The following is a 25,876-nucleotide window of genomic DNA, read 5'->3' on the forward strand; positions in this document are numbered from 1 at the left end:
TTTCAGCCGGAAATCGTGACAAAGGCAAAGAAAAACCGCCCGGATAGGCCGGGCGGTCGATTGGTCCAGCGTATGGCCGGGATCAGCGCATGGCCCGGATCAGGTGTTCTTGATCTGCTCGATCGCCTGCGCCATCAGTTCGTCCATGGTGCGGCGGATCTGGTGGTCCGACTGCTCGACGCCGGCCGCGTCGAAATCCCCGCGGATTTTGCGGAACACGTCGTGGTCGCCGGCTTCCTCGATGTCGGAGATAACCACTTCCTTGGCATAGGCGTCGGCATCAGCGCCGGACTTTCCGAGCTTTTCGGCGGCCCACAGGCCGAGCGCCTTGTTGCGGCGTGCCGAGGCCTTGAACCGAAGCTCCTCGTCGAATGCGAATTTACGCTCAAAGCCCTCTTCGCGGTCTTTCATGCTGCTCATGGCGTCCCTCCGGTCAAATTCGATTCGTTGGCGGTGAATATGTGCGTTGCCAAAGCACAAACCAAAAGGTCGCGGGCCGGTCAATACGCTTCATCGCATGCTGCGCTGCGGCATTTCAGTCCCGAAAGCGGTTGATTGGAAGGATTTGCCGATTGAGCAAACGATGTGATTGGGATAGACCCGGCATTGAACCCTACCGTAGCCGCACTATTTCAGGCAGACGGACAGGAAATGGTCTGATACCGCCTGTCCGGAACCCCAGAGAAAAATCAGATGAAAAATCGCCGCCGCATTTATGAAGGCAAGGCCAAGATACTCTATGAGGGACCCGAACCGGGCACGCTTATCCAGTTCTTCAAGGATGACGCCACCGCGTTCAACAAGAAGAAGCATGAAGTCATCGACGGCAAGGGCGTCCTCAACAACCGCATTTCCGAGTACATCTTCAACCATTTGAACCGCATGGGGATCCCGACCCATTTCATCCGCCGGCTGAACATGCGCGAGCAGTTGATCAAGGAAGTCGAGATTATTCCGCTCGAAGTGGTGGTGCGCAATGTCGCCGCCGGTTCGCTGTCCAAGCGGCTCGGCATCGAGGAAGGCACCGTTCTGCCGCGCTCGATCATTGAATTCTATTACAAGGCCGACGCGCTTGACGATCCGATGGTGTCGGAAGAGCACATCACTGCGTTCGGCTGGGCGAGCCCGCAGGAGATCGACGACGTCATGGCGCTGGCCATCCGCGTCAACGACTTCCTCTCCGGCCTGTTCATGGGCGTCGGCATCCAGCTCGTCGACTTCAAGATCGAATGCGGCCGGCTGTTCGAGGGCGACATGATGCGCATTGTCGTCGCCGACGAGATCTCGCCGGATTCCTGTCGCCTGTGGGACGTGGCGACGCAGGACAAGCTCGACAAGGATCGTTTCCGCCGCGACATGGGCGGCCTCGTCGAGGCCTACCAGGAAGTTGCCCGCCGCCTCGGCATCATGAACGAGAACGAGCCGCCGCGCCCGACCGGCCCGGTGCTCGTCGCCTCGACCGACGGCCTCAAAGGCAAGCCGCACTGATCGCGGCTTGCGAACTGATAGTCAGAACAGGAGCATGTCCAGCGTGATCAAGGCCCGCATTACCGTCACCCTCAAGAACGGCGTGCTCGACCCGCAGGGCAAAGCGATAGAACACGCATTGTCGGGCCTTGGCTTCGGCGGCGTCGGCGCGGTGCGGCAGGGCAAGGTTTTCGACGTCGAACTGGCCGAAAGTGACAAGGCCAAGGCCGAGGCCGACCTCAAGGCCATGTGCGACAAGCTGCTGGCGAATACGGTGATTGAGAATTACGCGGTGGAGATTGCCTAAATTGAAAGCAGCCGTCGTCCTCCTGCCCGGCCTCAACCGCGACCGCGACATGATCGCGGCGTTGACCAAGATTTCGGGAACACCGCCAGTCACCGTCTGGCAGACCGACACCGAAATCCCCGATGTCGACCTGATCGCCATTCCGGGCGGCTTTTCCTTCGGCGACTATCTGCGCTGCGGCGCGATCGCGGCGCGCATGCCGGTCATGCGGGCTGTGGCCGAAAAAGCGGCCGCCGGCGTTACGGTCATCGGCGTCTGCAACGGTTTCCAGATCCTGGTCGAGGCCGGCCTGTTGCCGGGCGCCTTGATGCGCAACACCTCGCTGAAATTCGTCTGCCGGCAGGTGAAGCTCGAGATCACCAATGCCAACACCATGTTCACCCGCCGCTATCAGCCGGGCCAGATCATCCGCTCGCCGGTCGCGCATCATGACGGCAATTATTTCGCCGACGCCGACACGCTTGCCCGTCTCGAAGGCGAAGGCCAGGTGGTGTTCCGCTATGCCGAGGGCACCAACCCCAACGGCTCGATCAACGACATTGCCGGCATCGTCAACAGCCAAGGCAATGTGCTCGGGCTGATGCCGCACCCGGAAAACCTGATCGAAGCAGCCCATGGCGGCACCGACGGCCGCGGACTGTTCGAGAGCGCCCTCGGCATCGCCGCCTGACGATATCGAAGCGAACAGCTTGAAAACAGCCGGACATTCCTGTCTCTTTGGAGCAAGTCTGGTTCATTGGGGAGAGAGACGGTCATGAAACTCTATTCGCGGCCGTTGTCGCCCTACTCGTCGATCGTGCGGGCACTGGCCTACGTCAAGGACGTACCACTCAAGATCATCGCGCCGCCGCCCGGTTTCCCCATCCCGGAAGAGTTTCGCGCCATCTCACCGATGAACCGGATTCCGGTTCTGATCACCGGCTCGGGCGAAACCATCGTCGAATCGGTGGTCATCGCCGAATATCTCGAGGAACGGTTCCCGGAACCGGCGCTGCTGCCGCCCGATTCCAAGGACCGCGCGCTGGTGCGTATGTTCGCCCGCATCACCGATCTCGATGTGCTGACACCGATGATGAAGCTTTTCGAGCTTCATTCCGTGCCGAAGCGAAACAATGCCGAGATCGACGCCCAGTTCGCCCGCCTACATCATGGACTGGCGGCGATCGAGGCCCGCATGGCGCAAGGGCCCTTCGCACTCGGCGACGACATTAGTTTCGCCGATGCCTGGCTGACGCCGACGCGGTTCATCTTCAACAATTTTCGCGTTATGACGGGACGCCACGACCTGCTCGACGCCTATCCGAAATTCGACGCCTACCAGCAGATCGCCTCGCAACACCCGGCATTGTCGCGGGTGTGGGGCGAGATGACCGATGGTTTGAAGATTTTTCTTTCCGAGCTTGAGATGGGTGCCGCTTGATCAAGTCGAAGACGATCGCGCTGGTCGCCGCGGCGGGCTTTGTGCTGGCATCCTGCCAGTCGACGCCAAAGAGCACGCCTGTTCCCTCAGGCAAAAGTGCTGCGCTGCTGGCCATGGAACAAGTGGCGATCGCTGCCCACAAATGCTGGATCGCCAGCAAGGACCCGGCCTTCAAGTCATATCAGATGGCCAATGAACTGAACTCGTTCAGCGGCACGCCGCGTTTCCTGCTGGTGCCGGCCAAGCACTATGGCGGCAAACCACTGCTGGTCGTGCAGGCGCAAGGCAATTCTAGCCGTGTCGACGTCTTCGGACCGCTGATGAACGATCCGCTCGGCGCCCGCATCGGCTCGGACATCGCTCGTTGGCAGACCGGCAATCCGGCCTGCGCCGCGACGGCCTAGCCCATGGGCCGCTTTCTGCAGATTGTGGGGCTGGTCATCGGTCTGGCCGGGCTCATCCTGCAGTTCTGCATCAGCATTCCGGCATCGATGGAAGCAGGCCGCAGCCTGCTTGGCTCCGTCATTTTCGTCTTCAGCTTCTTCACCATCTTGACCAACATCGGCGCGGTGCTGGTGTACACGTCGCTGCTGTCACCCACCGGATATGGCTGGCTGCCGGCCTTTGCAGGCGCGCGGATGCGGGCCGGCGTTGCCGCTTCGATCGCGCTGGTTTTTATCATCTATGCAACGGTCCTGGCACAACTCTGGCAGCCGCAGGGGCTGTTCCTGCTCTGCGACGTCCTGCTGCATTATGTGACGCCGGTGCTCTTCGTGCTGTGGTGGTTGATATCGGGCGCTGACGGCAGGACGCGGTGGAGCGACATTTCCTGGTGGGTGATCTATCCCATCGCTTATCTGGTCTATGCGCTGGTGCGGGCGCCGTTTGCCGGCGAGGTGCCCTACCCTTTCCTGGACATCGCCAAGAACGGCGCGACCAGCGTCGTCATCTCGGTCGCAGCCATCACCGGACTTTTCCTCGTGCTGTGCGTGGTCGCCGTCCTTGCGGACCATGGCATTGCTCGCACCAGGGCATCGAGCGTCCGTTAGAACTGTGCGGACGTCCTGTCCGCATTTCCAGGGACCATTATCTTTCCCAAAAACCGGTTCCCACTTTTGGGATCACGGTCAGTCCCAGAACGGCCTGATGCCCTCGCGGTGGGCATCGCAGCGCGAGATGCCGATATCCTTGAGCTGGTCGTCGGTCATCTCCAGCAGCGCCAACCGGCTGCGGCGGCGATCCAGCAGGTTGTCGATCCATCTTGCCAGCGACCTCAGCACGCGCACAAGGCGGCTGACAAAGCCGCGCTGAACCGACGGGCGTATCGATTGGCCTGATAATGCAGCGCTCGAATGACGTATTGTCGCGATTGTATTCATTTTCTTTCTGCCGATGGTCTAAATTGTACCCTTTTTTGCACGCGATTGATATGTATTGACTCATGTGCCGGTGCAATATAGAAAATTGTCACCATGACAAATTGGCTTCCAGATCTCACTGCCGGCTCCGGCCCGCTGTATCAGCGGCTGGCGGATTCCATCGAGACGGACATCGATCGCGGCGTGATCGATGCCGGCGCAAAGCTGCCGCCGCAACGCGACCTCGCCTACGACATCGGCACCACCGTCGGCACGGTCGGCCGGGCCTATCAATTGCTGCGCGAGCGTGGGCTGGTGAGCGGCGAAGTCGGGCGTGGAACCTATGTGCTCGGCCAGCGCGCGAAGCCGGATTTTCCGGCTCCGGACGTCGGCGGCGAAGGCACACGCTATATCGATGCGCCTAAAGGCAAGTTGCGTTTCGACAGCACCGCAGCACCCGATATCGGCCAGGGCGACATCGTCGCCGGTGTCCTGTCGCGCACGGCGCAGGACCATCCACATGAGATTTCAAGCTACACGCGGGATTTTCCCGACCGCTGGTACGAAGCCGGCGCCCGCTGGTTGGCGCGCAATTCGTTTCGTCCGAGTGCCGACACCGTCGTTCCCACGCTCGGCACCCATGCGGCGGTGATGGCGGCAATCGCGGCGCTCACCATGCCTGGCGACTATGTTGCCTTCGAGCACCTCACCTACTCGCAGATTTCCCGCAGTGCCGGCCTGATCGGCAGGCGCACCGCGCTGGTGGCATCGGACGAGGAAGGCATCGATCCGCAGGATTTCGAGCGCGTCTGCGCGCAAAAGCATCCCAAGATGATCTTCCTGATGCCGACTGCGCAGAATCCGACGCTGGCCACCTTGTCGGCGGCGCGCCGCGAGGCGATCGCCCATGTCGCACGCGAATACAACGTCGTCCTCATCGAGGACGACCTCTATGGCAATCTGACCGATGATCCGACACCATTGCTGGCCGAGTATGCGCCTGAACGCACCATTGTCGCGGGCGGCCTGTCGAAGTCGGTCGCAGCCGGTGTACGCGGCGGCTGGCTTTCTTGCCCGCCCGCCTACCGCCACCGCATCCGTGTCGCCCACAAGATGATGACCGGCGGCATGCCCTTCCTGCTGGCGGAGGTGAATACAAGGCTGGTGCTGTCAGGTCAGGCGGATGAGATACGCAAGCGCAGCATCGCCGAAATCGGCGCCCGCATCGCCATCGTGCGCGAGACTTTGGCCGGCTTCGCGTTCAAGTCGCATGACAGGGTGCCCTTTGTCTGGCTGACCCTGCCCGACCCCTGGCTTTCCGGCACCTTCAAGAACGCCTGCCTTGAGCACGGCGTGCTGATCGACGATGAGGACGAGTTCAAGGCCGGCCGCTCCGAGCAGGTTTTCCATGGCGTCCGCTTTGGCGTTTCGCAGCCGAGACAGCGCGAGGACATAGCCGAAGGCGTCGCGGCGATCCGGCGACTTCTCGATGAAGGCCGCGCCGGCTACGACAGCTTCTCCTGACACTGCGTGGCTTTGTCCGGTTTTCCGTCGTTTTTCCTCAATCCATGGGTGTATCGGCCGCGAGGCTTGCGATAAGACGGGACTCAAAATCCCAACGTCCCGGATATAAATCGCCGCCCATGACCATTTCCAATTCCGTGCCGATCACCCCTGAGCTCATTGCCTCACACGGGCTCAAGCCCGACGAGTATCAGCGCATCCTCGATCTTGTCGGGCGCGAACCGAGCTTCACCGAACTCGGCATCTTCTCGGCGATGTGGAATGAGCACTGCTCCTACAAATCCTCGAAGAAGTGGCTGCGCACGCTGCCGACCACCGGTCCGCAAGTCATCCAGGGGCCGGGCGAGAATGCCGGCGTGGTCGACATCGGCGACGGCGACTGCGTCGTCTTCAAGATGGAGAGCCACAACCACCCGTCCTATATCGAGCCCTACCAGGGCGCGGCGACCGGTGTCGGCGGCATATTGCGCGACGTCTTCACCATGGGCGCGCGGCCGATCGCGGCGATGAATGCGCTGCGCTTCGGCTCGCCTGACCATCCCAAGACCCGGCACCTCGTTTCAGGCGTGGTTTCCGGCGTCGGCGGCTATGGCAACGCCTTCGGCGTGCCGACAGTCGGTGGCGAGGTCAATTTCGACGCCCGCTACAATGGCAACATCCTGGTCAACGCCTTTGCGGCGGGCCTTGCCAAGACCGATGCGATCTTCCTGTCGGAAGCCAAGGGCGTCGGCCTGCCGGTCGTCTATCTCGGCGCCAAGACTGGCCGCGACGGCGTCGGTGGCGCCACCATGGCGTCGGCTGAATTCGACGACAAGATCGATGAGAAGCGCCCGACAGTGCAGGTCGGCGATCCCTTCACCGAAAAGTGCCTGCTGGAAGCCAGCCTCGAACTGATGGCCTCGGGCGCCGTCATCGCCATCCAGGACATGGGTGCCGCCGGCCTCACCTGCTCGGCGGTCGAAATGGGCGCCAAGGGCGACCTCGGCATCGAGCTCGATCTCGACAAGGTTCCTGTGCGCGAAGAGCGCATGAGCGCCTACGAGATGATGCTTTCGGAAAGCCAGGAGCGCATGCTGATGGTGCTGCGCCCGGAAAAGGAAAAGGAAGCCGAGGCGATCTTCCACAAATGGGGGCTCGATTTCGCCATCGTCGGCAAGACCACCGACGATCTGCGCTTCCGCGTTCTGCACCAGGGCGACGAGGTCGCCAACCTGCCGATCAAGGATCTTGGCGACAAGGCTCCGGAATATGATCGGCCGTGGACCGAACCGAAGAAGCCGGCGCCGCTGGCCGCCAATGACATTCCGCAAGCCGACGTTGCCGACGCGCTGCTGAAGCTGCTCGGCGGGCCCGACCTGTCTTCGCGGCGCTGGGTGTGGGAACAGTATGACACGTTGATCCAGGGCAATTCGCTGCAGCTTCCAGGCGGCGATGCCGGCGTGGTCCGGGTCGAAGGCCATGCGACCAAGGCGCTCGCCTTCTCGTCCGACGTGACGCCGCGCTATTGCGAGGCCGACCCTTATGAAGGCGGCAAGCAGGCGGTGGCCGAATGCTGGCGCAACTTGACCGCCACCGGCGCTCTGCCGCTGGCCGCCACCGACAACCTCAATTTCGGCAATCCGGAACGGCCCGAGATCATGGGCCAGTTGGTCGGCGCGGTGAAAGGCATAGGCGACGCCTGCCGTGCGCTTGGCTTCCCGATCGTCTCCGGCAATGTCTCGCTCTACAACGAGACCAACGGCCAGGGCATCCTGCCAACCCCGACTATCGGCGGCGTCGGGCTGATCGCCGACTGGTCGAAGATGGTACGGACCGGCTTTGCGGCCGAGGGCCAGATGATCCTGCTGGTCGGCGCGCCGGCCTCCTGGGGAACGCATCTCGGTCAATCGGTCTATTTCAGGGACATACACGGCCGCACGGATGGCCCGCCGCCGCCGGTCGACCTCGATCACGAAAAGCGCGTCGGCGACCATGTGCGCGCGCTCATCGCATCCGGTGTCGTCACGGCGGCGCACGACGTTTCCGATGGCGGTGTCGCCGTTGCACTTGCCGAGATGGCGATGGCGTCCGGAATTGGCGCCGCCGTTCCCGGGCTTGTCGGCACCGATCCGATCCCGGTCTGGTTCGGCGAGGATCAGGGCCGTTATCTCCTGACGCTGTCGATCGATCCGCATGGTGACGAATGGGACGCCATTCGCAAGCAGCAGGGCGAACTCGGCATCTTCGCGCCGTGGATCGGCTCGACCGGGGGCAGCGCGCTGAAGCTTGGCGACGCCAGGGCAATCCCGGTCAGCGAACTCTCCGCGGCGCACGAAGGCTGGTTCCCCCGCTTCATGGACCAGGCCAGTTGACGAGAGCATGATCCCGAAAGTGGGAACGGTTTTCGGGAAACTCATGATCAATCACAGGAAACTGGCTGCCCGGGCGCTGCTTGCAGTCGTCTTCTGGCCGTCGTTGTTCTTCTTCTGGTTCCTGGGACCGTTCGTCTTTTTCCTGCTGTCGACAACCTCAAGCGAGGTGTGCATGCGGCTGGAAACGCGCGCGGAGTTCCTTGCCGCGGCCAATGGCGCCATCCCCATGCTCATCGCGCAGAATCTCATCTACGCGGTCCCGATCGTCTGCCTGGTTCTGTGGGACCGCCTGGCGCCGGATCCGGCACGGGCAAGGCACATTGTCACCTGCATCAAGCTTTTTGCCAGCGCGGTGGTCGTAGGCGCGTTGTGGGAGTACGGCTCGTCGTTGACCTGCGACGGCTACGGCCAGGCGTTCTTCTCGCCGGCTTGGCAAATGACGAGCTATCTTCCCATTGTCAGCCTCGTGCTCAACTTGCCGCTCTATGTACTTGCCTTCAGCCTTGGCCGTGCTTTCTCGACACGTGACGACGTTGCCGAGGATGAAGCAAGCCCACCGGCCTAGTCTTTCTCTGAAGCCATCGAACCGTCTTGCCGTTGGTGGCACAGAACGGCTTCAATCCGGACCGGAAAGGCTTTAGGCTCGCCCGACTCTCATCTTATGGCCGGCTGCCGGCCGCTCGAAACAGGATTTTGCCATGGCAATGGATGCCCACGACATCGAAAAACTGATCAAGGACGGCATTCCGGACGCCAAGGTGACGATCCGCGATCTCGCCGGCGACGGCGACCATTATGCGGCCGAGGTGGTGGCCGAGAGCTTTCGAGGGAAAAGCCGCGTGCAGCAGCACCAGATGGTCTATGACGCGCTGAAAGGAAATATGGGTGGCGTGCTGCACGCACTGGCGCTGCAGACCAGCGTTCCTGACTGAGCCGCACCGGAACAACCGCAACCACGCGGATCAGGGTCGAGAGAACCGCTTGGCCCAACACGGCTCATCCTTTGCGCCATTTCAGCCACGGCACGGCTAACGTCTTGTTTCGAGCAATCGTTGGGTTTATTTGAAGGGATATGTTTCGAGCCTGACTCCCACAGGCAGGAAAGGATATTCCATGAGCGGTATCAACGACTACATCGACAATGAAGTGAAGGGCAACGACGTCGTCCTTTTCATGAAAGGCACGCCCGGTTTCCCGCAATGCGGATTTTCCGGCCAGGTCGTCCAGATCCTCGACTATATCGGCGCCGACTACAAAGGCGTGAACGTTCTGGACTCGGCTGAACTGCGCCAGGGCATCAAGGAATACTCCAACTGGCCGACGATCCCTCAGCTCTACGTCAAGGGCGAATTCGTCGGCGGCTGCGATATCATCCGCGAGATGTTCCAGGCCGGTGAGTTGCAGACGTTCCTCGTCGAGAAGGGCGTCAGCGTCAAAGGCGCCGCCTGATTTCTGTTTGTGCATATTGCCATCCGAAGGTTGATTTTGATTTTCGGGGTCATGCACAAAGGCGCCGGGAGCAGCCCACCTCGGCAATTTTCATGTCCTGAACCCAGGACCAAGACGAGCCAATGCGCCGGCCCGCCGGCGCATTTTCGTTTGAAAGATCGGACTTGCCGTGGACCAGTCAAAACCAGAGCCGCAATCGGCAAGCAAACTGCCCATTCCGCGCTGGGAGTTCATAGCCCTGTGCGCGGCGCTCATGGCGCTGAACTCGCTGGCCATCGATATCATGCTGCCCGCGCTGCAGCAGATCGGCGCCTCGCTCGGCGTCGAAAATGAAAACCACCGGCAGTACGTCATAACGGCCTACATTCTGGGCTTCGGCGGCGGACAGTTGTTCTTCGGGCCGATCTCGGATCGCTTCGGGCGTCGCGCACCGCTGGTCGCCGGGCTGGTGATTTATGTCGCCGCGGCGGCGGCTGCCGCCATTGCGCCAAGCTTTGAAACACTTCTGCTGTGCCGAGCCGTGCAAGGCATCGGTGCGGCCGCCACCCGCGTCATCGCCGTCTCCATCGTGCGCGATACGTTCGACGGCCGGCGCATGGCCGAGGTGATGTCGCTGATCTTCATGGTGTTCATGGCGATACCGGTCATTGCTCCCGGCATCGGCCAGTTCATCATGCTGTTCGCGACCTGGCATTGGATCTTTGTCACCATGGCCGTCGGTGCGCTCCTCGTCTCGGCCTGGTCGCTGCTGCGCCTGCCTGAAACGCTGCATCCCGAACATCGCCGGCCGCTGACCGTGAACTCCATTGTCGGTGGGTTTCGCATCGTGCTCACCAACCGCATTGCGATCTGCTATGCCTTCGCCAGCACCTTCATCTTCGGCGCCATGTTCGGCTTCATCGCTTCGGCGCAGCAGATCTATGTGGACATCTTCCATGTCGGCGAGATGTTCCCGGTCATCTTCGCCGGGGTTGCGGGCGTGCTCGCCTTCTCCAACTTTCTGAATTCGCGCCTTGTCGGCCGCATCGGCATGCGCCGCCTGTCGCAGAGCGCGCTGCTGCTGTTCCTGGTCATCAGCCTTGCCTGGCTGGTCGTTTCGCTGGAAATGAAGATGCCGCTCTGGCTGTTCATCACCTTCTTTGCCTGTGCCATGCTTCCGTTCGGTGCGCTCGGCGCGAACTTCAACGCGCTGGCCATGGAGCCGCTCGGCCAACTGGCCGGCACGGCGTCGTCGATCCTCGGTTTCATGCAGACGTTTCTCGGCGGCATTCTCGGCACGCTGATCGGCCAGGCCTTCAACGGCACGGTGACGCCGCTGGCCGCCGGCTTCTGCAGCGTCTCGGTCGCGGCGCTGCTGATGATCTTCATCGCCGAGCGCGGCAAGATGTTCCAGCCACAGAACCCGCCCGTTTCAGGGCACATCACCGACTTGCATTAGGAGGCACCTTCAAGAGCTGCCGTGAATCGAGGAGCAAGCATGCGCCCCGCGATTGCTCCACCCATGCTGTGCGAAAAGGGCAATGGCAGAGCTTCATCCAGTGCCTTGAGGATTGAGGCCACGAAGGCCCGGCTGAGCTGGGCATCGGCGCCCAGATCGGAATATGTGGCGCGAGGCTTGCCGATCAATGTGCCGTCGCGGCGAAGCGAGAACCGCAACGTGAGGGACATGCCCGCGGTTCCGGGTGGCGGCTTCCAGCAGGCATAGATCGCGTCCGACATCTCCTTTATCGTATCGACGGGATCCGGACTGCGACAGCTGCGCTCTTGCGATGTTGCTTCCTGGGAACTGGCAAACAAGACGGCGGCAAGAGCCGTGGCGACAAATGCGAACCGAGGTTTCATTCGAGAGCCTCCGGATTTGCGTAAGATAGCATCGCTCCTTCGGCTAACGCAGCAATTAATCCTATTGCGCCCAGAGTTCGCGGCGCAATTCGTCCCAGCTTTCGCGATCGGGCGCGACAAGCAGGCCGCCGCCGAGATGCGAGGGCAGATAGGTGCTGCCGTCGAAGCGCGCCGCGTGGCCGCCGGCCTCGGCATGGATCAGCACGCCGGCCAGATGATCCCACGGCATCAGCTTGTTGTAGACGACGAAGTGGGCATGGCCGCTCGCCAACAGGCGGTATTCGTGCGCGGCGCAGCGATAGGCGAATTGCGACAGGATCTTCGTCTGGTTGCGCGCCAGCCGCGACCGCTCCGGCTCGGCCATATATTGCCAGGAGACGGAGCCGGTCATCTGCGCGATCGGCGCAGGTGCCGCGACATGCACCTTCTCCAGGCTGCCATGCGCATGCCGGATATGGCTGCCAGCGCCCCTGGCACTGATCAGCCAGTCCTTGCCGACGGGATCGTGGATGATGCCGGCAACCGTCTCGCCCTGGACCACGACCGCCAGCATGACGCCGAACAGCGGCACGCCGGAGGCGAAGTTGAAAGTGCCGTCGACCGGATCGATGACGAAGGCCAGATCGGCATCGCCCAGACCATCGAGCAGTGCCGGATTGTCGGAACAGGCCTCCTCGCCGACGATCATCGCCTGGGGATAGCGCTCGCGCAGCCGCGCGGCGATCAGCCGCTCGGCATTGACGTCGGCTTCGGTCACAAGGTCGGCAGCCGACGTCTTCTGGCGGATGTCGCCCTCACCAAGCCGGCGAAAGCGCGGCATGATCTCGGTCAGCGCCGCCTCGGCCAGAATGCCGGCCAGCCAGTCGATCGCGGTGTCGTCAAATGTCATCGGAAATATCTTGCCTTGTGCTGAGGGTCTCATTGAGCGCAGCGAAGTCGAACAGCTTTCTGTCGAGCAGATGCGATGGCCTGCTGTTCGACAGCGCGCGCAGCATCGTATCCTTGCGGCCTGGCATGCGCTTTTCCAGGTCCTCGAGCATCGCCTTCATGGCGTTGCGCTGAAGACCTTCCTGGCTGCCGCAGAGATCGCAGGGAATGATCGGAAATTGCATGGCGGCAGCGAATTTTTCCAGATCGGCCTCGGCGCAGTAGCTCAATGGCCGCAGCACCATGACGTCGCCTTCGTCGTTGAGCAGTTTTGGCGGCATGGCGGCGAGACGGCCGCCATGGAAGAGGTTCATGAAGAAGGTTTCGAGAATGTCCTCACGATGGTGGCCGAGCACCAGCGCCGAGCACCCCTCCTCGCGCGCTATGCGGTAGAGATGGCCGCGCCTGAGGCGCGAGCAGAGCGAGCAATAGGTGCTGCCCGCAGGAAGCTTGTCGGTGACGACGGAATAGGTGTCCTGATACTCGATCCGGTGGGCAATGCCGTGGCTGTCGAGATAGTCCGGCAGGATATGTTTGGGGAAATTGGGCTGGCCCTGATCGAGATTGCAGGCCAGAAGATCGACCGGCAAGAGCCCGCGCCATTTAAGGTCGAGCAGCACCGCGAGCAGGCCGTAGGAATCCTTGCCGCCAGACAGGGCAACGAGCCAGCGCTGGCCGGGCGTGACCATCGAGAAATCCTCGATCGCCTGCCGGGTCAGCCGCAGCAGCCGCTTGCGCAATTTGTTGAATTCGACCGAGGACGGCACGTCGGCGAACAGCGGATGGAAGCCGCCTTCGCTGTCGGCGATCGGTTCGATGTCTGGAAGCATGTTCATGGCATGTCGCTTTCAGTGGCCCAGAGCGCCGGATTAGCGGACATGACCGACAAAGAAAAGGCCGCCTCGACAGGCGGCCTTTGCTTGGTATCGCAGAACGCGCTCGTTTAGCGCGAATAGAATTCGACGACCAGGTTCGGTTCCATCTGCACGGCGAACGGAACGTCCGCAAGGCCAGGGATGCGCGAGAAGGTCGCGACCATCTTGTTGTGATCGGCTTCGATGTAGTCCGGCACGTCGCGCTCGGCGAGACCGACCGCTTCCAGAACGATGACCAGCTGCTTGGACTTTTCGCGCACTTCGACGACATCGCCCGGCTTGCAGCGATACGAGCCGATATTGACACGCTTGCCGTTGACGTTGACGTGGCCGTGGTTGACGAACTGACGGGCGGCGAAAATGGTCGGCACGAACTTGGCGCGGTAGACGACCGCGTCGAGACGCGATTCGAGCAGGCCGATCAGGTTCTCCGAGGTGTCGCCCTTGCGGCGGTCAGCCTCTTCATAGACCTTGCGGAACTGCTTTTCCGAAACATCGCCATAGTGACCCTTCAGCTTCTGCTTGGCGCGCAGCTGCAGGCCGAAATCGGAAAGCTTGCCCTTGCGGCGCTGGCCATGCTGGCCAGGACCGTATTCACGCTTGTTGACCGGGGACTTCGGGCGGCCCCAGATATTTTCGCCGAGACGGCGGTCGATCTTGTACTTCGCGGATTCGCGCTTGCTCATCGCATTCCCTTTCAAAACAATACACCCGGAACCTCATGGTCCGGGTGAAGGAAACGCGCCCTCCTCTGGCCTCCGTTTTCGAGACCTGACAGGGTTTTCCCACGCAACGCGGCGGAAAACCCACGGGACACGTCAGTTCAAACAAGATAGTAGAATTGGATTTCCACGCATCTTGCGCACATAAAGAAAACCACCGGGCATTGCGGCCCGGTGTTGGGGCGCTGATTAAACGGAGATTTAACCGGTGTCAAGCTTGTGGCTGGCGTAGGCCATGGCGACGATATAGCGTCTCTGGGTTGAGTGCAGTGCCGGATGTGGCGGGAGGTTGCGCCAGCGGCATCAGGAAGGGACCGGAGCAGAGGAGCTACATTCGCATGAAGAAATTCTTCCTTACCCTGACAGGAGCCGCTGTGTTGGCGGGATCCATGGCGGTCCTGACACCGGAGCCGGCGGAGGCCAGGCATTGGCAAGGACACCGGCATCACCAGGCTTGCCGCATCGTGATCAAGAAGAAGGTTATCTGGCGGCACGGCCACAAGAAGGTCATACGCTACAAGATCAAGCGCTGCAGCGGGCGCTGGTAGGCTCCTATCCGGTCTCAGGCGGCCGATATCATTTCAAAGCCCGCGGTCTTGGCCGCGGGCTCTTTGATTCCGGATGCTTAACCCTTAGTCTTTCGACTTCTTCTCCGGCAGGCCCTTGCGCTTCGTCTCGGCGAATTCCTCGAGCTGCTTTTCGCTCATCGATTCGTACATTCCCTTGGAAGCGCCCTGGAGTTCGCTCTTCTTGGTCTCGCCGCGCTTGGCCGACAGAGCCGCGCCGGCGGCTTTCTGCTGGGCTTTCGAGGTGGCTGGCATGGCTCTTTCTCCCGTTAGAATCTGGAGAAAAACGCAACGACTGCCGTGATGTTCCGCTTCGGAATCACGACATCGCCAGCCCGAAGCCCTGTATTAGGCGACGGGTCGGAAAATCGGCTCTTTTCGATGTGAAGACGGCAAGGTCGGGGCCTTCAGGCAGCATCTCGCCACGACCGCTCGGATCGATGTCGGCGAGAAGCGACAGCGCCCGGCGCGCGATCGCTTCAGCGGGGTCGAGCCAATCGACCGGCCAGGGCGCCGTCTTGCGCATGCGATTGGCCAGAAAGGGGTAGTGTGTGCAGGCGAGCACGACGATATCCGTACGCAGCGCATCATGTTCGACGAAGCACGGCGTAATCTCGGTGCGCACGGCTTCTTCATCGACGAAGCCCTCACGCATGTAGATCTCAGCCAGTCCCGCCAGCCTGTCGCTGCCGACCAGGCGGACATGGCATTTCTGCGCCCATTTGCTGATCAGGTCGCGCGTGTATTGGCGCTTGACGGTGCCAGGCGTCGCCAGCACCGAAACCAGCCCTGAGCGCGTGCGTTCCGCCGCCGGCTTGATCGCAGGCACCATGCCGACGAAAGGATGCTCGGGAAATCTATCACGCAGCGCATCGATCACCAACGTCGAGGCGGTGTTGCAGGCGATGACGGAAATGGCCGGCGCAAAGCGCTCAAGCAGTTTGCCGAACAATTCGAGTATATGCGCCCTCAGCGCCGGCTCTTCCCAAGCGCCGTAGGGAAACGCAGCGTCGTCGGCGACATAGATGAAGCGGCGGTCGGGCATCAGCACGCGCGCCTCGCGCAGCACGGTAAGCCCGCCGATGCCCGAATCGAACATCAGGATCGGCCGCTCAGTCATTGTCGGTGCCCTTGCCGCCCAACGGCGGTATGTCATTGTCGTCACCATTGGCGTCGGGCGGTTGGCGCCCCGCTTCCGCTTTGCGGGCACGCGCGGCGGCCGCGGGCAAGCGCCGCGGGTCGTCGCCAGGGGAACCATCGCCGCGCGGGATCGCCGGCGAAAACCTGTCGAGCGACGAGATGATGCCGCGCAGCACCTTGAGCTCCGGTTCGGCAAAGCCAGGGCGTGTCAGCACCGCACGCAGATTGTCGATCATTTTCGGCTTCTTCGGTGCCGGCCGGAAATAGCCGCGCGCTTCCAATGCGCCTTCCAGATACGCAAACAGGCCGTGCAATTCTTCCTTGCTTGCCGGCTTCATGTCCGGGCCGGAAAAATTGGTCTTGGTCTCGTCTTCCAGGCCGGACTTCATCCATTCATAGGACATCAGCAGCGCGGCCTGGGCGATGTTGAGCGAAGAGAAATCGGGATCGACCGGGAAAGTGACGATCTCGTCGGCCAGGCCGACCTCGTCATTGTAGAGGCCGAAGCGTTCGCGTCCGAACAGGATGCCGGTGCGCTGGCCCATTGTGTGGCGCGCCCGCAGCAGCCTGCCCGCCTCCACCGGCCCGCGCACGGATTTGAAGCCGTCGCGCTGCCTGGCCGTGGTGGCGAAGACAAAGTTCAGGTCGGCGAGCGCCGAGGCCAAATCGTCGAAGACGGTGACAGCGTCGATGACATGATCGGCGCGGCTGGCCGCCGCGCGCGCCTTCTCGCTCGGCCAACCATCACGCGGGTTGACCAGGCGCAGCTCCGACAGACCGAAATTGGCCATGGCGCGCGCGACCATGCCAATGTTCTCGCCAAGCTGAGGCTCAACGAGGATGATCGCCGGGCCGGCGACTGCAATGCTATCGGGATCTTTGATGACGGGCATGATTGTCAATGAACTGCTGTTTGCGGCATTTCAGCGTCCCTGCCACATTCGGCCGGGAAAATGAAGCATTCGCAAATGACGACGGCTCTGGCCTCCAATTCGTGACCGATCGCCGTTTGCGTGGCCAAAAGCGCTTTGATATACGGGCGACATCTCCCGGCCCAACGCCACGCGGGCAAGGCCGTCCCATATCCCAGCAACGAGGCATTCTTTCCATGGCGAAGATCAAGGTGGCGAACCCGGTCGTCGAACTCGACGGCGACGAGATGACCCGCATCATCTGGCAGTTCATCAAGGACAAGCTGATCCATCCTTATCTCGACCTCAAGCTTGAATATTACGACCTCGGCATCGAGCACCGCGACGCCACCAACGACCAGGTGACCATCGATTCGGCCAACGCCATCAAGAAACACGGCGTCGGCGTGAAATGCGCGACGATCACCCCCGACGAGCAGCGCGTCGAGGAATTCAAGCTGAAGAAGATGTGGAAGTCGCCGAACGGCACCATCCGCAACATCCTCGGCGGCACGATCTTCCGTGAACCGATCATCATGAAGAATGTGCCGCGGCTGGTGCCCGGCTGGACCAAGCCGATCATCGTCGGCCGTCATGCGTTCGGCGACCAGTACCGCGCCACCGATTTCCGCTTTCCCGGCAAGGGCAAGCTGACGATCAAGTTCGTCGGCGAGGACGGCAAGGTGATCGAGCATGACGTGTACGACGCGCCGGGCGCCGGTGTCGCCATGGCCATGTACAATCTCGACGACTCGATCCGCGAATTCGCCCGCGCCTCGCTGAACTACGGCCTGCTGCGCAACTATCCGGTCTATCTGTCGACCAAGAACACCATCCTCAAGGCCTATGACGGCCGCTTCAAGGACATCTTCCAGGAAGTCTACGAGGCGGAATTCGAGGCCGAGTTCAAGTCGAAGAAGCTGTGGTACGAGCACCGCCTGATCGACGACATGGTGGCCTCCAGCCTGAAATGGTCGGGTGGCTATGTCTGGGCCTGCAAGAACTATGACGGCGACGTCCAGTCCGACACGGTGGCGCAAGGTTTTGGGTCGCTCGGCCTGATGACCTCCGTGCTGATGACGCCGGACGGCAAGACAGTGGAAGCGGAAGCCGCGCACGGCACCGTCACCCGCCACTATCGCCAGCACCAGAAGGGCGAGGAGACCTCGACCAATTCGATCGCCTCGATCTTCGCCTGGACGCGTGGCCTCGCCCACCGTGCCAAGCTCGACGACAATGCCGAACTGAGGCGCTTCGCCGAGACGCTGGAAAGGGTCTGCATCCAGACGGTGGAGTCCGGTTTCATGACCAAGGACCTGTCGCTGCTGATCGGTCCCGACCAGCCATGGCTTTCGACCACCGGCTTCCTCGACAAGATCGACGAGAACCTGCAGAAGGCGATGGCGTAAGCTTGGGCCTATGGCCAAGCCGGTCGTCTACGGGGCGGATTACAGCGTCTATGTGCGCATCGTCCGCCTTGCGCTCGAGGAAAAAGCCCTCGACTACGAGCTTGTGCCGGTCGATGTCTTCGCCACTGGCGGCATTCCCGCCTGTTATTTCGAGCACCATCCGTTCGGCCGCATCCCGGCGTTCGAGCATGACGGGTTTCGGCTCTTCGAGACGAGCGCGATTGCCAGATATGTCGACGAAGTATTCGACGGGCCGAGCCTTCAGCCGACGGAGGCTCGCGGCCGCGCACGGATGAACCAGATCATCGGCATGCTCGACGCCTACGCCTACAGGTCGATGGTCTGGGATGTCGCCGTCGAGCGGCTGGAGAAGGATGCGCCCGACGAGACCCTGATCGCCAATGGCATTTCGCAGGCGAGCAAAGCGCTGCAGACGCTCTCTTCGCTGAAAGCGCCGGGCTCGTGGTTGCTGGGCGATCGGCTGACACTGGCCGACCTGCATGCAGCACCGATCATCGGCTATTTCGTCAAGGCCGCCGAGGGGCAAAAGCTGCTGGCCGAGTTTGCCGAGATCCAGGCCTGGTGGGATCGCGTTGCAAAGCTCCCACGCTTTGCCAACCGGCTGACATAAGGCTTGGGCGCGTCCATGGATGATCTTTCTCACCAGGACGCACTCACGGTCGCCAGAATAGTCCGAGTGAACCACGCCGGCGAGTTCGGGGCGATCCGAATCTATTCGGCGCAGATTCTTGTCGCCAAGCGCTTTTGGCCAGATTGCGTGCCGTCCTTGTCGGAGATGCTTGGGCACGAGCGCAATCACTGTGCCGCCTTCCGTGCCGCCATGCCGTTGCGGCAGTCGCGACCGTGCCGGGTGATGCAATTCTGGAGCTGGGGCGGCTGGCTGCTGGGTTTTCTGACCGCCCTGCTCGGACCGCAAGGCATCTGGGCCTGCACCGCAGCGGTCGAAGCGGCGGTGCATCGCCATCTCGACGATCAGCTGTTTTTCCTCGCCGAACGCGATGGCGAACTGCACGGCATCATCCTGGCGATCCGCGAGGAAGAGCTTGCCCATCTCCATCACGCCGAAGAGCAGCTGAAGTCGCCCGGCCCATTGCTGAACCTTCTACGAGCGATGATTTCAGTCGCCACGGACTGCCTGATCTGGCTGTCCACCTGGGGCGACTCCAGCAGAATGACGCGCGCGCTGAAGGCTGCGAAGCAGCCCTGATGGGCGCTATGCTGCCTCCAGCGCAGCCCTTACCGCGGCAATGGCATCGGCAGCCTTGGAGGCATCCGGGCCGCCGGCCTGCGCCATATCGGGCCGACCGCCGCCGCCCTGCCCGCCCAATGCGGCGGAGGCCACGCGCACCAGATCGACGGCGCTGAAGCGGCCGACGAGATCATCAGTGACAGCGACGACGACGCTTGCCTTGTTGTCCTCGCCGGCACCGACGAAGACGACGACGCCGGAACCGAGCGAGGTCTTGCCGGCATCGGCCAGCGGCTTCAAATCCTTCGGCGAGACGCCGGAGACCGCCTTGCCAAGGAAGCCGACGCCCGCCACGGTCTCGTTCTCCGACGGCGCACCTGCCCCGGCACCGCCGCCCAGCGCCAGCTTCTTGCGCGCTTCGGTCAGCTCCTTTTCGAGCTTCTTGCGCTCATCGAGCAGCGCCTCGACACGCGCCTGCACGTCGGCCGGCGAGATCTTCAGCACTGCTGCGACCGATTTCAGACGCCGGTCCTGTTCGTCGAGATGCTTGCGCGCGGCTTCGCCGGTCAACGCCTCTATGCGGCGCACACCTGCAGCGACCGCGCTGTCCGACACGACACGCACCAGACCGATGTCGCCGGTGGCCCTGACATGGGTGCCGCCGCAGAGCTCGACCGAATAGGGCCGGTTGGCCTTGGCGCCATGCACGCCAGTGCCCATCGACACGACGCGCACTTCGTCACCATACTTCTCGCCAAACAGCGCCATGGCGCCTTCGGCGATGGCATCGTCGACCGACATCAGGCGCGTGGACACCGGGCTGTTCTGCACGACGATCTCGTTGGCCATCCGCTCGACCTCTTCGAGATCCTCGGCCGATATGGGCTTGTTGTGCGAGATGTCGAAGCGCAGGCGCTCCGGCGCCACCAGCGAGCCCTTCTGCGCGACATGGCTGCCCAGCACCTCGCGCAGCGCCTCATGGATCAGGTGCGTCGCGGAATGGTTGGCGCGCAGCCTGGTGCGGCGCGCGTGATCGACCTTCAGCTCGACGGCGGCACCGGTCTTGACCGTGCCGCCGGCTACCTTGCCGATATGCACGAACAGCCCATCAGCCTTCTTCTGCGTATCGGAAACCTCGATCGAGAACCCCTCGCCTGAAATGATGCCGGTGTCGCCCACCTGGCCGCCGGACTCTGCATAGAACGGCGTCTGGTTGACGACGATCGCCACCGCATCGCCCTTGCCGGCGCTGTCGACGGTCTTGCCGTCCCGGACAAGCGCCTGGATGATGCCTTCCGCCTGCTCCGTCTCGTAGCCGAGAAACTCGGTGGCGCCTGCCTTCTCGCGCAGGGAGAACCAGATGGTCTCGGTGGCCGCGTCGCCGGACCCAGCCCAATGCTTGCGCGCCTCGGTTTTCTGCTGCTCCATAGCATTGGTGAAGCCGGCAAGATCGACCGAGATGTTGCGCTGGCGCAGTGCGTCCTGCGTCAGATCGAGCGGGAAGCCGTAGGTGTCGTAAAGCTTGAAGGCCGTTTCGCCGTCCAGCATGTCGCCGGCATGCAGCGTTTCCGTCGCCTCCGAAAGCAGGCCGAGGCCGCGCACCAGCGTCTTGCGAAACCTGGTCTCCTCGAGCTTCAGCGTCTCGGTGATCAACTGTTCGCCGCGCAGCAGTTCCGGATAGGCCTGACCCATTTCGCGCACCAGCGCCGGCACCAGCTTCCACATCAGCGGTTCGTTGGCACCGAGCAACTGCGCATGACGCATGGCGCGGCGCATGATGCGGCGCAGGACATAGCCACGGCCTTCGTTCGAAGGCAGCACGCCATCGGCGACCAGGAAGGAGGACGAGCGCAGATGATCGGCAATGACCCGGTAGGACGCGACAGTCTCCTTGTCGGGACCATGCCCGATCGCGGACGAGGCCGCGTCGATCAGGTGACGGAACAGATCGGTCTCGAAGACGCTTTCCACCCCTTGCAGGATGGACGCCATGCGCTCCAGGCCCATGCCGGTGTCGATCGAGGGGCGCGGCAGGTCGATCCGCTCCTCCTTCGTCACCTGTTCATACTGCATGAACACCAGGTTCCAGAATTCCAGGAAACGGTCGCCATCCTCCTCCGGGCTGCCGGGAGGGCCGCCCCAGATGTGTTCGCCGCGGTCGATGAAGATCTCCGAACACGGACCGCACGGGCCGGTGTCGCCCATCGCCCAGAAATTGTCCGATGTCGCGATGCGAATGATGCGGTCGTCGGAAAACCCGGCGATCTTCTTCCAGAAACCGGCCGCCTCGTCGTCCGTATGATAGACGGTGACCAGCAGCTTGTCCTTGTTCAGCCCGAACTCCCTGGTGATCAGGTTCCAGGCAAGCTCGATGGCGCGCTCCTTGAAGTAGTCGCCAAAGGAAAAATTGCCGAGCATCTCGAAGAAGGTCAGATGGCGCGCGGTGTAGCCGACATTGTCGAGGTCGTTGTGCTTGCCGCCGGCGCGCACGCTCTTCTGGGCGGTCGAAGCGCGCGAATAGGGCCGCTTCTCCAAACCGGTGAAGACATTCTTGAACTGCACCATGCCGGCGTTGGTGAACATCAGTGTCGGATCGTTGCGCGGCACCAGCGGGCTCGACGCGACGATCTCGTGACCCTCCTTGCGGAAGTAGTCGAGAAATGTCGACCGGATCTCGTTCACGCCACTCATGAATGCTGCCTTTTCGGAAGAGCCGCCGGCAAACCGGCGGAAATGGGCTCTGCGTTTTTAGAAGATTAGGACTTGGCCTTTTAGCCGCCGCGCCTCACCCTGTCCAGAAACACGGAATTGGTCCAATCCACGGCCTTTGCGGCCATTCGAACCGGGCCTGTTTTCGCCGCCAAACGCAAAACCGCCGGCACTGGGCCGGCGGTTTCGAAACGCAATAACGCGGAACTCAATTACATAAGCCTGAGATAATAGAACGCGATTATGGCCGAACTCCGGCCGGCATCGCGCACGAGGCTGTTACATGGCGCCGGATTCTTCCTCGAAACCGTCGTCTTCGCCGCGCTCAGGGCCGCCATTCTCGAGGAATTTCTCGGCGATCAGCCCGGCATTCTGCCTGATCGACAACTCGATCTCGCGTGCCGTGTCGGGATTGTCACGCAGGAACAGCTTGGCATTTTCGCGGCCCTGGCCGAGACGCTGCGAATTATAAGAAAACCAGGCGCCAGACTTCTCGACAATACCGGCCTTGACCCCGAGATCGACCAGTTCGCCGGTTTTGGACACGCCCTCACCAAACATGATGTCGAATTCCACCACCTTGAAGGGCGGCGCCAGCTTGTTCTTGACCACCTTGACGCGGGTCTGGTTGCCGACAACCTCGTCGCGGTCCTTGATCGAGCCGATGCGGCGGATGTCAAGACGCACCGAAGCGTAGAATTTCAGCGCGTTGCCGCCCGTCGTGGTCTCGGGCGAACCAAACATGACGCCGATCTTCATGCGGATCTGGTTGATGAAGATGACCATGGTGTTGGAGCGCGAGATCGAAGCGGTCAGCTTGCGCAGCGCCTGGCTCATCAAGCGGGCCTGCAGGCCGGGCAGCGAATCGCCCATCTCACCTTCAATTTCGGCGCGTGGCGTCAGCGCCGCGACCGAATCGACCACCAGCACGTCGATGGCGCCGGAGCGCACCAGCGTGTCGCAGATTTCCAGCGCCTGCTCACCCGTGTCAGGCTGCGAGATCAGAAGGTTTTCGAGATCGACGCCAAGCTTGCGGGCATAGACCGGGTCAAGCGCGTGCTCGGCATCGACGAAGGCGCAGATGCCGCCCTTCTTCTGGGCTTCCGCCACCGTGTGCAGCGCCAGCGTCGTCTTGCCCGAGCTTTCCGGCCCGTAGATCTCGATGATGCGACCGCGCGGCAAGCCACCGACACCAAGCGCGATGTCGAGGCCAAGCGAGCCGGTCGGCACCGTTTCAATCTCGACGACCTGATCGTTGGCGCCGAGCCGCATGATCGAGCCCTTGCCGAAAGCCCGCTCGATCTGCGACAGCGCCGCATCCAGAGCCTTTGATTTGTCCACTGCCTTGTCCTCTACCAGCCGCAAAGAATTCTGAGCCATGATACATCACCCCTTGGTCGTCAATGAAGGCCGGACAATCCGTAATCCCTGCCTATTTGTACCTTTTTTGTTCTCATTTGGCAAGAGGGGTCAAATATCTGAAAAACAAACGATATCCGGATTTGTTCTTTTTTTGTCCAAGGATTCGATCAGGGATGCGCCACACGTTGGGCCAGACGGCTCGGCTGTTTCGATCTGCCGAATCGCCGCCTTGCATGCGAAGCTCCGTCGCGCAGCCTAGCGCTTGTGCGGCTGGAATAACAAAGGTCATATCGCCGGCATGCTGAAATCCGCGAACATACTGGCCGTAGGCGGCGCCCATATCGACCGGCGCGGCCAGGTGTCCGGCGCTTACGTGCCGGCTGCCTCCAATCCCGGCACGATGCGCGAGGATGTCGGCGGCGGCGTCTTCAACGCTTTGCGCAGTGCCGTGCGGCGCGGCGTCTCCGCGTCGCTCATATCGGTTCGCGGCGGCGATGCCGCTGCCGACACCGTTTCGCGAGCCATTGCCGAGGCAGGCATTACCGACCTGTCGGCGGTCTTCCTCGACCGCACGACGCCGAGCTACACGGCGCTGATCGACAGCGAAGGCGAGCTGATCGTCGGCTTTGCCGATATGGCGCTCTATGATTTGGCGTTTCCCAAGCAGATCAGGCGCTCCAAGGTGCGGGAGGTGATCGCTGCCGCCGATGCGATCCTGTGCGACGCCAACCTGCCCTCTTCGGCGCTGGAACGGCTGGTCGCGCTCGCCACGGGCAAGCCGGTTTTCGCCATTGCAATTTCGCCTGCCAAGGTAACGCGGCTGATACCGGTGCTGAAGGAGCTCTCGCTCGTCTTCATGAACCGGCGCGAGGCCATGGTGCTGGCCGGCGTCGCCGCGACTGCCACGGAGCGCGAGGTCGTCGACGGGTTGCGATGCAGCGGCCTCGTCAGCGGCGTGGTGACGGCGGGCAGCGAGCCCATGCTGGGCTTCGATGAAGCCGGCGCCTTCTCGATCCTGCCGCCGCCGCCAAGAAAGGTCGCTGACGTCACCGGGGCCGGCGATGCCCTGGCGGGCGCAACGGTCGCTGCTTTGCTGCGCGGACTGCCCCTGCGGTCAGCACTGCGCGAAGGCATTGCCGGGGCGACGCTTGCCATCGAAAGCGCCAACGCCGTTCCGGAGTTCACCGCGGCTGATTTCACTGAGGCATTGGCTCTTGTGCCGGATGCCAGGGAAGTGGCATGAGACCGGCAAATTCATAGTGCCACGATGTTGCCTGATGTCCCGACGGACGCGCTGCATTCCGGATTGGAGACCCTGATGACCCCTGAGACCGCCCGCCCCTTCATCGACATCCACGCGCCGGTGGCGCAGGCCCTGGCGGCCGGCCGGCCGGTGGTGGCGCTGGAAAGCACCATCATCACCCATGGCATGCCCTACCCCGACAATGGCGCCATGGCGGCCGATGTCGAAAAGATCATCACCGATGGCGGCGCCGTGCCGGCGACCATCGCCGTGGTTGGCGGCCGCATCAAGATCGGGCTTTCGGACGGCGAGCGCGAATCGCTGGCGATGACGGGCGACGCCATGAAGCTGTCGCGCGCCGATCTCGGTTTTGCCGTGGCGCAAGGGCGCACCGGTGGCACCACGGTCGCCGCCACGATGATCGCGGCGCATATGGTCGGCATAAAAGTGTTCGCCACCGGCGGCATTGGCGGCGTGCACAAGGGCGCCGAAAAGAGTTTTGACATTTCCGCCGATCTCGACGAGCTGGCGCGCACCCCGGTCATCGTCGTCTCGGCCGGCGCCAAGGCGATCCTCGACATCGAAAAGACGCTGGAGGTGCTGGAGACGCGCGGCGTGCCGGTGATCGGCCATGGCTGCGAGACGATGCCAGCCTTCTGGTCGCGACATTCGCCATTCCGCGCGCCGCTGACCTTGCACGAGCCGGAAGAGATCGCGCATTTCTACCAGACGAGGGCAGCGCTGGGGCTCGCCGGCGGCATGCTGATCGCCAATCCTGTGCCGGAAAACCATGAAATCCCGGCTGAGGAGATGGCGGGCTATATCGACGCCGCGCAGAAGGCCGCAGAAGCGCTCAACGTGACCGGCAAGGCGGTGACACCCTTCCTGCTGTCGAAAATCCTCGAACTGACCGGCGGCAGGAGCCTCAAGACCAACATCGCGCTGGTGGAAAACAACGCGCGGCTGGCGGCACGGATTGCGAAGGCGTTGTAGGCCAACGTCGGCGGGACACAGCACCCCCCTCTGTCCTGCCGGACATCTCCCCCGCAAGGGGGGAGATCGAATGTCGTCAACGCCTCTGCCA

The 25,876-nt window shown here is 62.3% G+C and carries 29 protein-coding genes; 18 read left to right on the top strand and 11 right to left on the bottom strand.

Features of this window, described 5'->3' with window-relative positions; translation table 11 throughout:
* Window positions 1-99: 99 nt before the first annotated feature.
* The gene (locus NKK51_RS10740; protein ID WP_013532126.1) at window positions 100-420 is read right to left on the bottom strand and encodes a DUF1476 domain-containing protein; all 321 of its coding nucleotides are present in this window, start codon (window positions 418-420) and stop codon (window positions 100-102) included.
* 273 nt (window positions 421-693) lie between these two features.
* Between NKK51_RS10740 and purC the strand changes: the two genes are divergently transcribed.
* The 6 genes from purC to NKK51_RS10770 all read left to right on the top strand — a co-directional run bounded on the left by purC (window position 694) and on the right by NKK51_RS10770 (window position 4,243).
* Window positions 694-1,488, top strand: a complete 795-nt coding sequence (gene purC / locus NKK51_RS10745; RefSeq protein WP_013532127.1) for a phosphoribosylaminoimidazolesuccinocarboxamide synthase — start codon at window positions 694-696, stop codon at window positions 1,486-1,488.
* 43 nt (window positions 1,489-1,531) lie between these two features.
* Window positions 1,532-1,774, top strand: a complete 243-nt coding sequence (gene purS / locus NKK51_RS10750; protein ID WP_023810342.1) for a phosphoribosylformylglycinamidine synthase subunit PurS — start codon at window positions 1,532-1,534, stop codon at window positions 1,772-1,774.
* Window position 1,775: 1 nt separating this feature from the next.
* Window positions 1,776-2,444, top strand: coding sequence for a phosphoribosylformylglycinamidine synthase subunit PurQ (gene purQ, locus NKK51_RS10755; RefSeq protein WP_023810341.1), 669 nt, complete (start codon window positions 1,776-1,778; stop codon window positions 2,442-2,444).
* Between the two features lie 84 nt (window positions 2,445-2,528).
* Entirely contained in the window at window positions 2,529-3,194 is a 666-nt protein-coding gene (locus tag NKK51_RS10760; RefSeq protein WP_352552715.1) for a glutathione S-transferase family protein, read from the top strand.
* Entirely contained in the window at window positions 3,191-3,598 is a 408-nt protein-coding gene (locus NKK51_RS10765) for a hypothetical protein (protein ID WP_352552716.1), read from the top strand. The genes NKK51_RS10760 and NKK51_RS10765 overlap by 4 nt, the downstream gene beginning before the upstream one ends.
* Window positions 3,599-3,601: 3 nt before the next feature.
* Window positions 3,602-4,243, top strand: a complete 642-nt coding sequence (locus NKK51_RS10770) for a Pr6Pr family membrane protein (RefSeq protein WP_352552718.1) — start codon at window positions 3,602-3,604, stop codon at window positions 4,241-4,243.
* Window positions 4,244-4,321: 78 nt separating this feature from the next.
* Here NKK51_RS10770 and NKK51_RS10775 read toward each other — a convergent pair whose 3' ends face one another.
* On the bottom strand, window positions 4,322-4,573 hold the full coding sequence (locus tag NKK51_RS10775) for a DUF1127 domain-containing protein (RefSeq protein ID WP_128303279.1): 252 nt from the start codon (window positions 4,571-4,573) through the stop codon (window positions 4,322-4,324).
* Between the two features lie 93 nt (window positions 4,574-4,666).
* Here NKK51_RS10775 and NKK51_RS10780 point away from each other — a divergent pair, with 93 nt between their 5' ends.
* The 6 genes from NKK51_RS10780 to NKK51_RS10805 all read left to right on the top strand — a co-directional run bounded on the left by NKK51_RS10780 (window position 4,667) and on the right by NKK51_RS10805 (window position 11,314).
* Entirely contained in the window at window positions 4,667-6,076 is a 1,410-nt protein-coding gene (locus tag NKK51_RS10780) for an aminotransferase-like domain-containing protein (protein ID WP_352552720.1), read from the top strand.
* A 119-nt stretch (window positions 6,077-6,195) separates the two neighbouring features.
* On the top strand, window positions 6,196-8,427 hold the full coding sequence (gene purL / locus NKK51_RS10785) for a phosphoribosylformylglycinamidine synthase subunit PurL (RefSeq protein ID WP_352552722.1): 2,232 nt from the start codon (window positions 6,196-6,198) through the stop codon (window positions 8,425-8,427).
* A 43-nt stretch (window positions 8,428-8,470) separates the two neighbouring features.
* Window positions 8,471-8,992: a hypothetical protein gene (locus NKK51_RS10790; protein ID WP_352552724.1), complete on the top strand. Its 522-nt coding sequence runs from the start codon at window positions 8,471-8,473 to the stop codon at window positions 8,990-8,992.
* Window positions 8,993-9,125: 133 nt separating this feature from the next.
* Window positions 9,126-9,359 carry a BolA/IbaG family iron-sulfur metabolism protein gene (locus tag NKK51_RS10795; protein ID WP_010909092.1) on the top strand — a complete coding sequence of 78 codons (234 nt, stop codon included), beginning with the start codon at window positions 9,126-9,128 and terminating at the stop codon, window positions 9,357-9,359.
* Window positions 9,360-9,540: 181 nt separating this feature from the next.
* The gene (gene grxD, locus NKK51_RS10800; RefSeq protein WP_006332883.1) at window positions 9,541-9,876 is read left to right on the top strand and encodes a Grx4 family monothiol glutaredoxin; all 336 of its coding nucleotides are present in this window, start codon (window positions 9,541-9,543) and stop codon (window positions 9,874-9,876) included.
* A 253-nt stretch (window positions 9,877-10,129) separates the two neighbouring features.
* Window positions 10,130-11,314 carry a multidrug effflux MFS transporter gene (locus NKK51_RS10805; protein WP_245486115.1) on the top strand — a complete coding sequence of 395 codons (1,185 nt, stop codon included), beginning with the start codon at window positions 10,130-10,132 and terminating at the stop codon, window positions 11,312-11,314.
* Here the strand turns inward: NKK51_RS10805 and NKK51_RS10810 are convergent.
* The 4 genes from NKK51_RS10810 to rpsD all read right to left on the bottom strand — a co-directional run bounded on the left by NKK51_RS10810 (window position 11,311) and on the right by rpsD (window position 14,206).
* Window positions 11,311-11,718 carry a UCP034077 family protein gene (locus tag NKK51_RS10810; RefSeq protein ID WP_023810332.1) on the bottom strand — a complete coding sequence of 136 codons (408 nt, stop codon included), beginning with the start codon at window positions 11,716-11,718 and terminating at the stop codon, window positions 11,311-11,313. The two genes, NKK51_RS10805 and NKK51_RS10810, sit on opposite strands and share 4 nt — an antisense overlap.
* 61 nt (window positions 11,719-11,779) lie before the next feature.
* Complete coding sequence (locus tag NKK51_RS10815; protein ID WP_023810331.1) at window positions 11,780-12,607, bottom strand: inositol monophosphatase family protein; 828 nt, start codon at window positions 12,605-12,607, stop codon at window positions 11,780-11,782.
* Window positions 12,597-13,481, bottom strand: a complete 885-nt coding sequence (gene ttcA / locus NKK51_RS10820; protein WP_352552726.1) for a tRNA 2-thiocytidine(32) synthetase TtcA — start codon at window positions 13,479-13,481, stop codon at window positions 12,597-12,599. The genes NKK51_RS10815 and ttcA overlap by 11 nt, the downstream gene beginning before the upstream one ends.
* Before the next feature lie 107 nt (window positions 13,482-13,588).
* Entirely contained in the window at window positions 13,589-14,206 is a 618-nt protein-coding gene (rpsD, locus tag NKK51_RS10825) for a 30S ribosomal protein S4 (RefSeq protein WP_023759539.1), read from the bottom strand.
* 374 nt (window positions 14,207-14,580) lie between these two features.
* Here rpsD and NKK51_RS10830 point away from each other — a divergent pair, with 374 nt between their 5' ends.
* Window positions 14,581-14,790 (top strand): hypothetical protein, encoded by a 210-nt coding sequence (locus tag NKK51_RS10830; protein WP_023810329.1) that lies wholly within the window; start codon window positions 14,581-14,583, stop codon window positions 14,788-14,790.
* Window positions 14,791-14,874: 84 nt separating this feature from the next.
* On the opposite strand, the gene NKK51_RS10835 is transcribed toward NKK51_RS10830, so the two are convergent.
* From NKK51_RS10835 to NKK51_RS10845, 3 genes are all read right to left on the bottom strand, one after another.
* Window positions 14,875-15,063: a DUF3008 family protein gene (locus NKK51_RS10835; RefSeq protein WP_023810328.1), complete on the bottom strand. Its 189-nt coding sequence runs from the start codon at window positions 15,061-15,063 to the stop codon at window positions 14,875-14,877.
* A 64-nt stretch (window positions 15,064-15,127) separates the two neighbouring features.
* On the bottom strand, window positions 15,128-15,928 hold the full coding sequence (gene murI / locus NKK51_RS10840; RefSeq protein WP_023810327.1) for a glutamate racemase: 801 nt from the start codon (window positions 15,926-15,928) through the stop codon (window positions 15,128-15,130).
* Window positions 15,921-16,841, bottom strand: coding sequence for an RNA methyltransferase (locus NKK51_RS10845; RefSeq protein ID WP_352552728.1), 921 nt, complete (start codon window positions 16,839-16,841; stop codon window positions 15,921-15,923). The genes murI and NKK51_RS10845 overlap by 8 nt, the downstream gene beginning before the upstream one ends.
* Before the next feature lie 215 nt (window positions 16,842-17,056).
* Between NKK51_RS10845 and NKK51_RS10850 the strand changes: the two genes are divergently transcribed.
* Genes NKK51_RS10850 through NKK51_RS10860 form a run of 3 tightly spaced genes read left to right on the top strand, consistent with a single transcriptional unit; the run spans window position 17,057 to window position 19,496 of the window.
* Window positions 17,057-18,268, top strand: coding sequence for an NADP-dependent isocitrate dehydrogenase (locus tag NKK51_RS10850; RefSeq protein WP_352552730.1), 1,212 nt, complete (start codon window positions 17,057-17,059; stop codon window positions 18,266-18,268).
* A gap of 10 nt (window positions 18,269-18,278) precedes the next feature.
* Window positions 18,279-18,899, top strand: coding sequence for a glutathione S-transferase family protein (locus NKK51_RS10855; protein WP_352552732.1), 621 nt, complete (start codon window positions 18,279-18,281; stop codon window positions 18,897-18,899).
* Window positions 18,900-18,914: 15 nt separating this feature from the next.
* A complete protein-coding gene (locus NKK51_RS10860) occupies window positions 18,915-19,496 on the top strand; it encodes a demethoxyubiquinone hydroxylase family protein (RefSeq protein WP_352552734.1) in 582 nt (193 codons plus the stop codon).
* A 6-nt stretch (window positions 19,497-19,502) separates the two neighbouring features.
* Here NKK51_RS10860 and alaS read toward each other — a convergent pair whose 3' ends face one another.
* On the bottom strand, window positions 19,503-22,169 hold the full coding sequence (gene alaS, locus NKK51_RS10865) for an alanine--tRNA ligase (RefSeq protein ID WP_352552736.1): 2,667 nt from the start codon (window positions 22,167-22,169) through the stop codon (window positions 19,503-19,505).
* A gap of 297 nt (window positions 22,170-22,466) precedes the next feature.
* Window positions 22,467-23,567, bottom strand: a complete 1,101-nt coding sequence (recA, locus tag NKK51_RS10870; protein ID WP_023810321.1) for a recombinase RecA — start codon at window positions 23,565-23,567, stop codon at window positions 22,467-22,469.
* Window positions 23,568-23,847: 280 nt separating this feature from the next.
* On the opposite strand from recA, the gene NKK51_RS10875 reads away from it, so the two are divergent.
* Both NKK51_RS10875 and NKK51_RS10880 read left to right on the top strand, forming a co-directional pair.
* Entirely contained in the window at window positions 23,848-24,792 is a 945-nt protein-coding gene (locus tag NKK51_RS10875; RefSeq protein ID WP_352552738.1) for a carbohydrate kinase family protein, read from the top strand.
* Between the two features lie 75 nt (window positions 24,793-24,867).
* Window positions 24,868-25,785, top strand: coding sequence for a pseudouridine-5'-phosphate glycosidase (locus tag NKK51_RS10880; RefSeq protein WP_128303268.1), 918 nt, complete (start codon window positions 24,868-24,870; stop codon window positions 25,783-25,785).
* The last annotated feature ends 91 nt before the right edge of the window (window positions 25,786-25,876 follow it).

It is taken from the genome of Mesorhizobium sp. M0011, from assembly GCF_040324155.1.
GTDB lineage: Bacteria > Pseudomonadota > Alphaproteobacteria > Rhizobiales > Rhizobiaceae > Mesorhizobium.

What these genes read in the sequence shown, in the direction of transcription:
- NKK51_RS10830 (WP_023810329.1), top strand. Translation starts at nt 14,581, where the DNA reads ATGAAGAAATTCTTCCTTACCCTGACAGGAGCCGCTGTGTTGGCGGGA.
- NKK51_RS10760 (WP_352552715.1), top strand. Translation starts at nt 2,529, where the DNA reads ATGAAACTCTATTCGCGGCCGTTGTCGCCCTACTCGTCGATCGTGCGG.
- recA (WP_023810321.1), bottom strand. Translation starts at nt 23,567, where the DNA reads ATGGCTCAGAATTCTTTGCGGCTGGTAGAGGACAAGGCAGTGGACAAA.
- NKK51_RS10845 (WP_352552728.1), bottom strand. Translation starts at nt 16,841, where the DNA reads ATGCCCGTCATCAAAGATCCCGATAGCATTGCAGTCGCCGGCCCGGCG.
- NKK51_RS10880 (WP_128303268.1), top strand. Translation starts at nt 24,868, where the DNA reads ATGACCCCTGAGACCGCCCGCCCCTTCATCGACATCCACGCGCCGGTG.
- murI (WP_023810327.1), bottom strand. Translation starts at nt 15,928, where the DNA reads ATGACTGAGCGGCCGATCCTGATGTTCGATTCGGGCATCGGCGGGCTT.
- NKK51_RS10835 (WP_023810328.1), bottom strand. Translation starts at nt 15,063, where the DNA reads ATGCCAGCCACCTCGAAAGCCCAGCAGAAAGCCGCCGGCGCGGCTCTG.
- NKK51_RS10795 (WP_010909092.1), top strand. Translation starts at nt 9,126, where the DNA reads ATGGCAATGGATGCCCACGACATCGAAAAACTGATCAAGGACGGCATT.
- NKK51_RS10775 (WP_128303279.1), bottom strand. Translation starts at nt 4,573, where the DNA reads ATGAATACAATCGCGACAATACGTCATTCGAGCGCTGCATTATCAGGC.
- rpsD (WP_023759539.1), bottom strand. Translation starts at nt 14,206, where the DNA reads ATGAGCAAGCGCGAATCCGCGAAGTACAAGATCGACCGCCGTCTCGGC.
- grxD (WP_006332883.1), top strand. Translation starts at nt 9,541, where the DNA reads ATGAGCGGTATCAACGACTACATCGACAATGAAGTGAAGGGCAACGAC.
- NKK51_RS10855 (WP_352552732.1), top strand. Translation starts at nt 18,279, where the DNA reads ATGGCCAAGCCGGTCGTCTACGGGGCGGATTACAGCGTCTATGTGCGC.
- NKK51_RS10875 (WP_352552738.1), top strand. Translation starts at nt 23,848, where the DNA reads ATGCTGAAATCCGCGAACATACTGGCCGTAGGCGGCGCCCATATCGAC.
- purL (WP_352552722.1), top strand. Translation starts at nt 6,196, where the DNA reads ATGACCATTTCCAATTCCGTGCCGATCACCCCTGAGCTCATTGCCTCA.
- NKK51_RS10780 (WP_352552720.1), top strand. Translation starts at nt 4,667, where the DNA reads ATGACAAATTGGCTTCCAGATCTCACTGCCGGCTCCGGCCCGCTGTAT.
- NKK51_RS10860 (WP_352552734.1), top strand. Translation starts at nt 18,915, where the DNA reads ATGGATGATCTTTCTCACCAGGACGCACTCACGGTCGCCAGAATAGTC.
- NKK51_RS10810 (WP_023810332.1), bottom strand. Translation starts at nt 11,718, where the DNA reads ATGAAACCTCGGTTCGCATTTGTCGCCACGGCTCTTGCCGCCGTCTTG.
- NKK51_RS10740 (WP_013532126.1), bottom strand. Translation starts at nt 420, where the DNA reads ATGAGCAGCATGAAAGACCGCGAAGAGGGCTTTGAGCGTAAATTCGCA.
- NKK51_RS10790 (WP_352552724.1), top strand. Translation starts at nt 8,471, where the DNA reads ATGATCAATCACAGGAAACTGGCTGCCCGGGCGCTGCTTGCAGTCGTC.
- NKK51_RS10770 (WP_352552718.1), top strand. Translation starts at nt 3,602, where the DNA reads ATGGGCCGCTTTCTGCAGATTGTGGGGCTGGTCATCGGTCTGGCCGGG.
- alaS (WP_352552736.1), bottom strand. Translation starts at nt 22,169, where the DNA reads ATGAGTGGCGTGAACGAGATCCGGTCGACATTTCTCGACTACTTCCGC.
- purC (WP_013532127.1), top strand. Translation starts at nt 694, where the DNA reads ATGAAAAATCGCCGCCGCATTTATGAAGGCAAGGCCAAGATACTCTAT.
- NKK51_RS10805 (WP_245486115.1), top strand. Translation starts at nt 10,130, where the DNA reads ATGGCGCTGAACTCGCTGGCCATCGATATCATGCTGCCCGCGCTGCAG.
- NKK51_RS10850 (WP_352552730.1), top strand. Translation starts at nt 17,057, where the DNA reads ATGGCGAAGATCAAGGTGGCGAACCCGGTCGTCGAACTCGACGGCGAC.
- ttcA (WP_352552726.1), bottom strand. Translation starts at nt 13,481, where the DNA reads ATGAACATGCTTCCAGACATCGAACCGATCGCCGACAGCGAAGGCGGC.
- NKK51_RS10815 (WP_023810331.1), bottom strand. Translation starts at nt 12,607, where the DNA reads ATGACATTTGACGACACCGCGATCGACTGGCTGGCCGGCATTCTGGCC.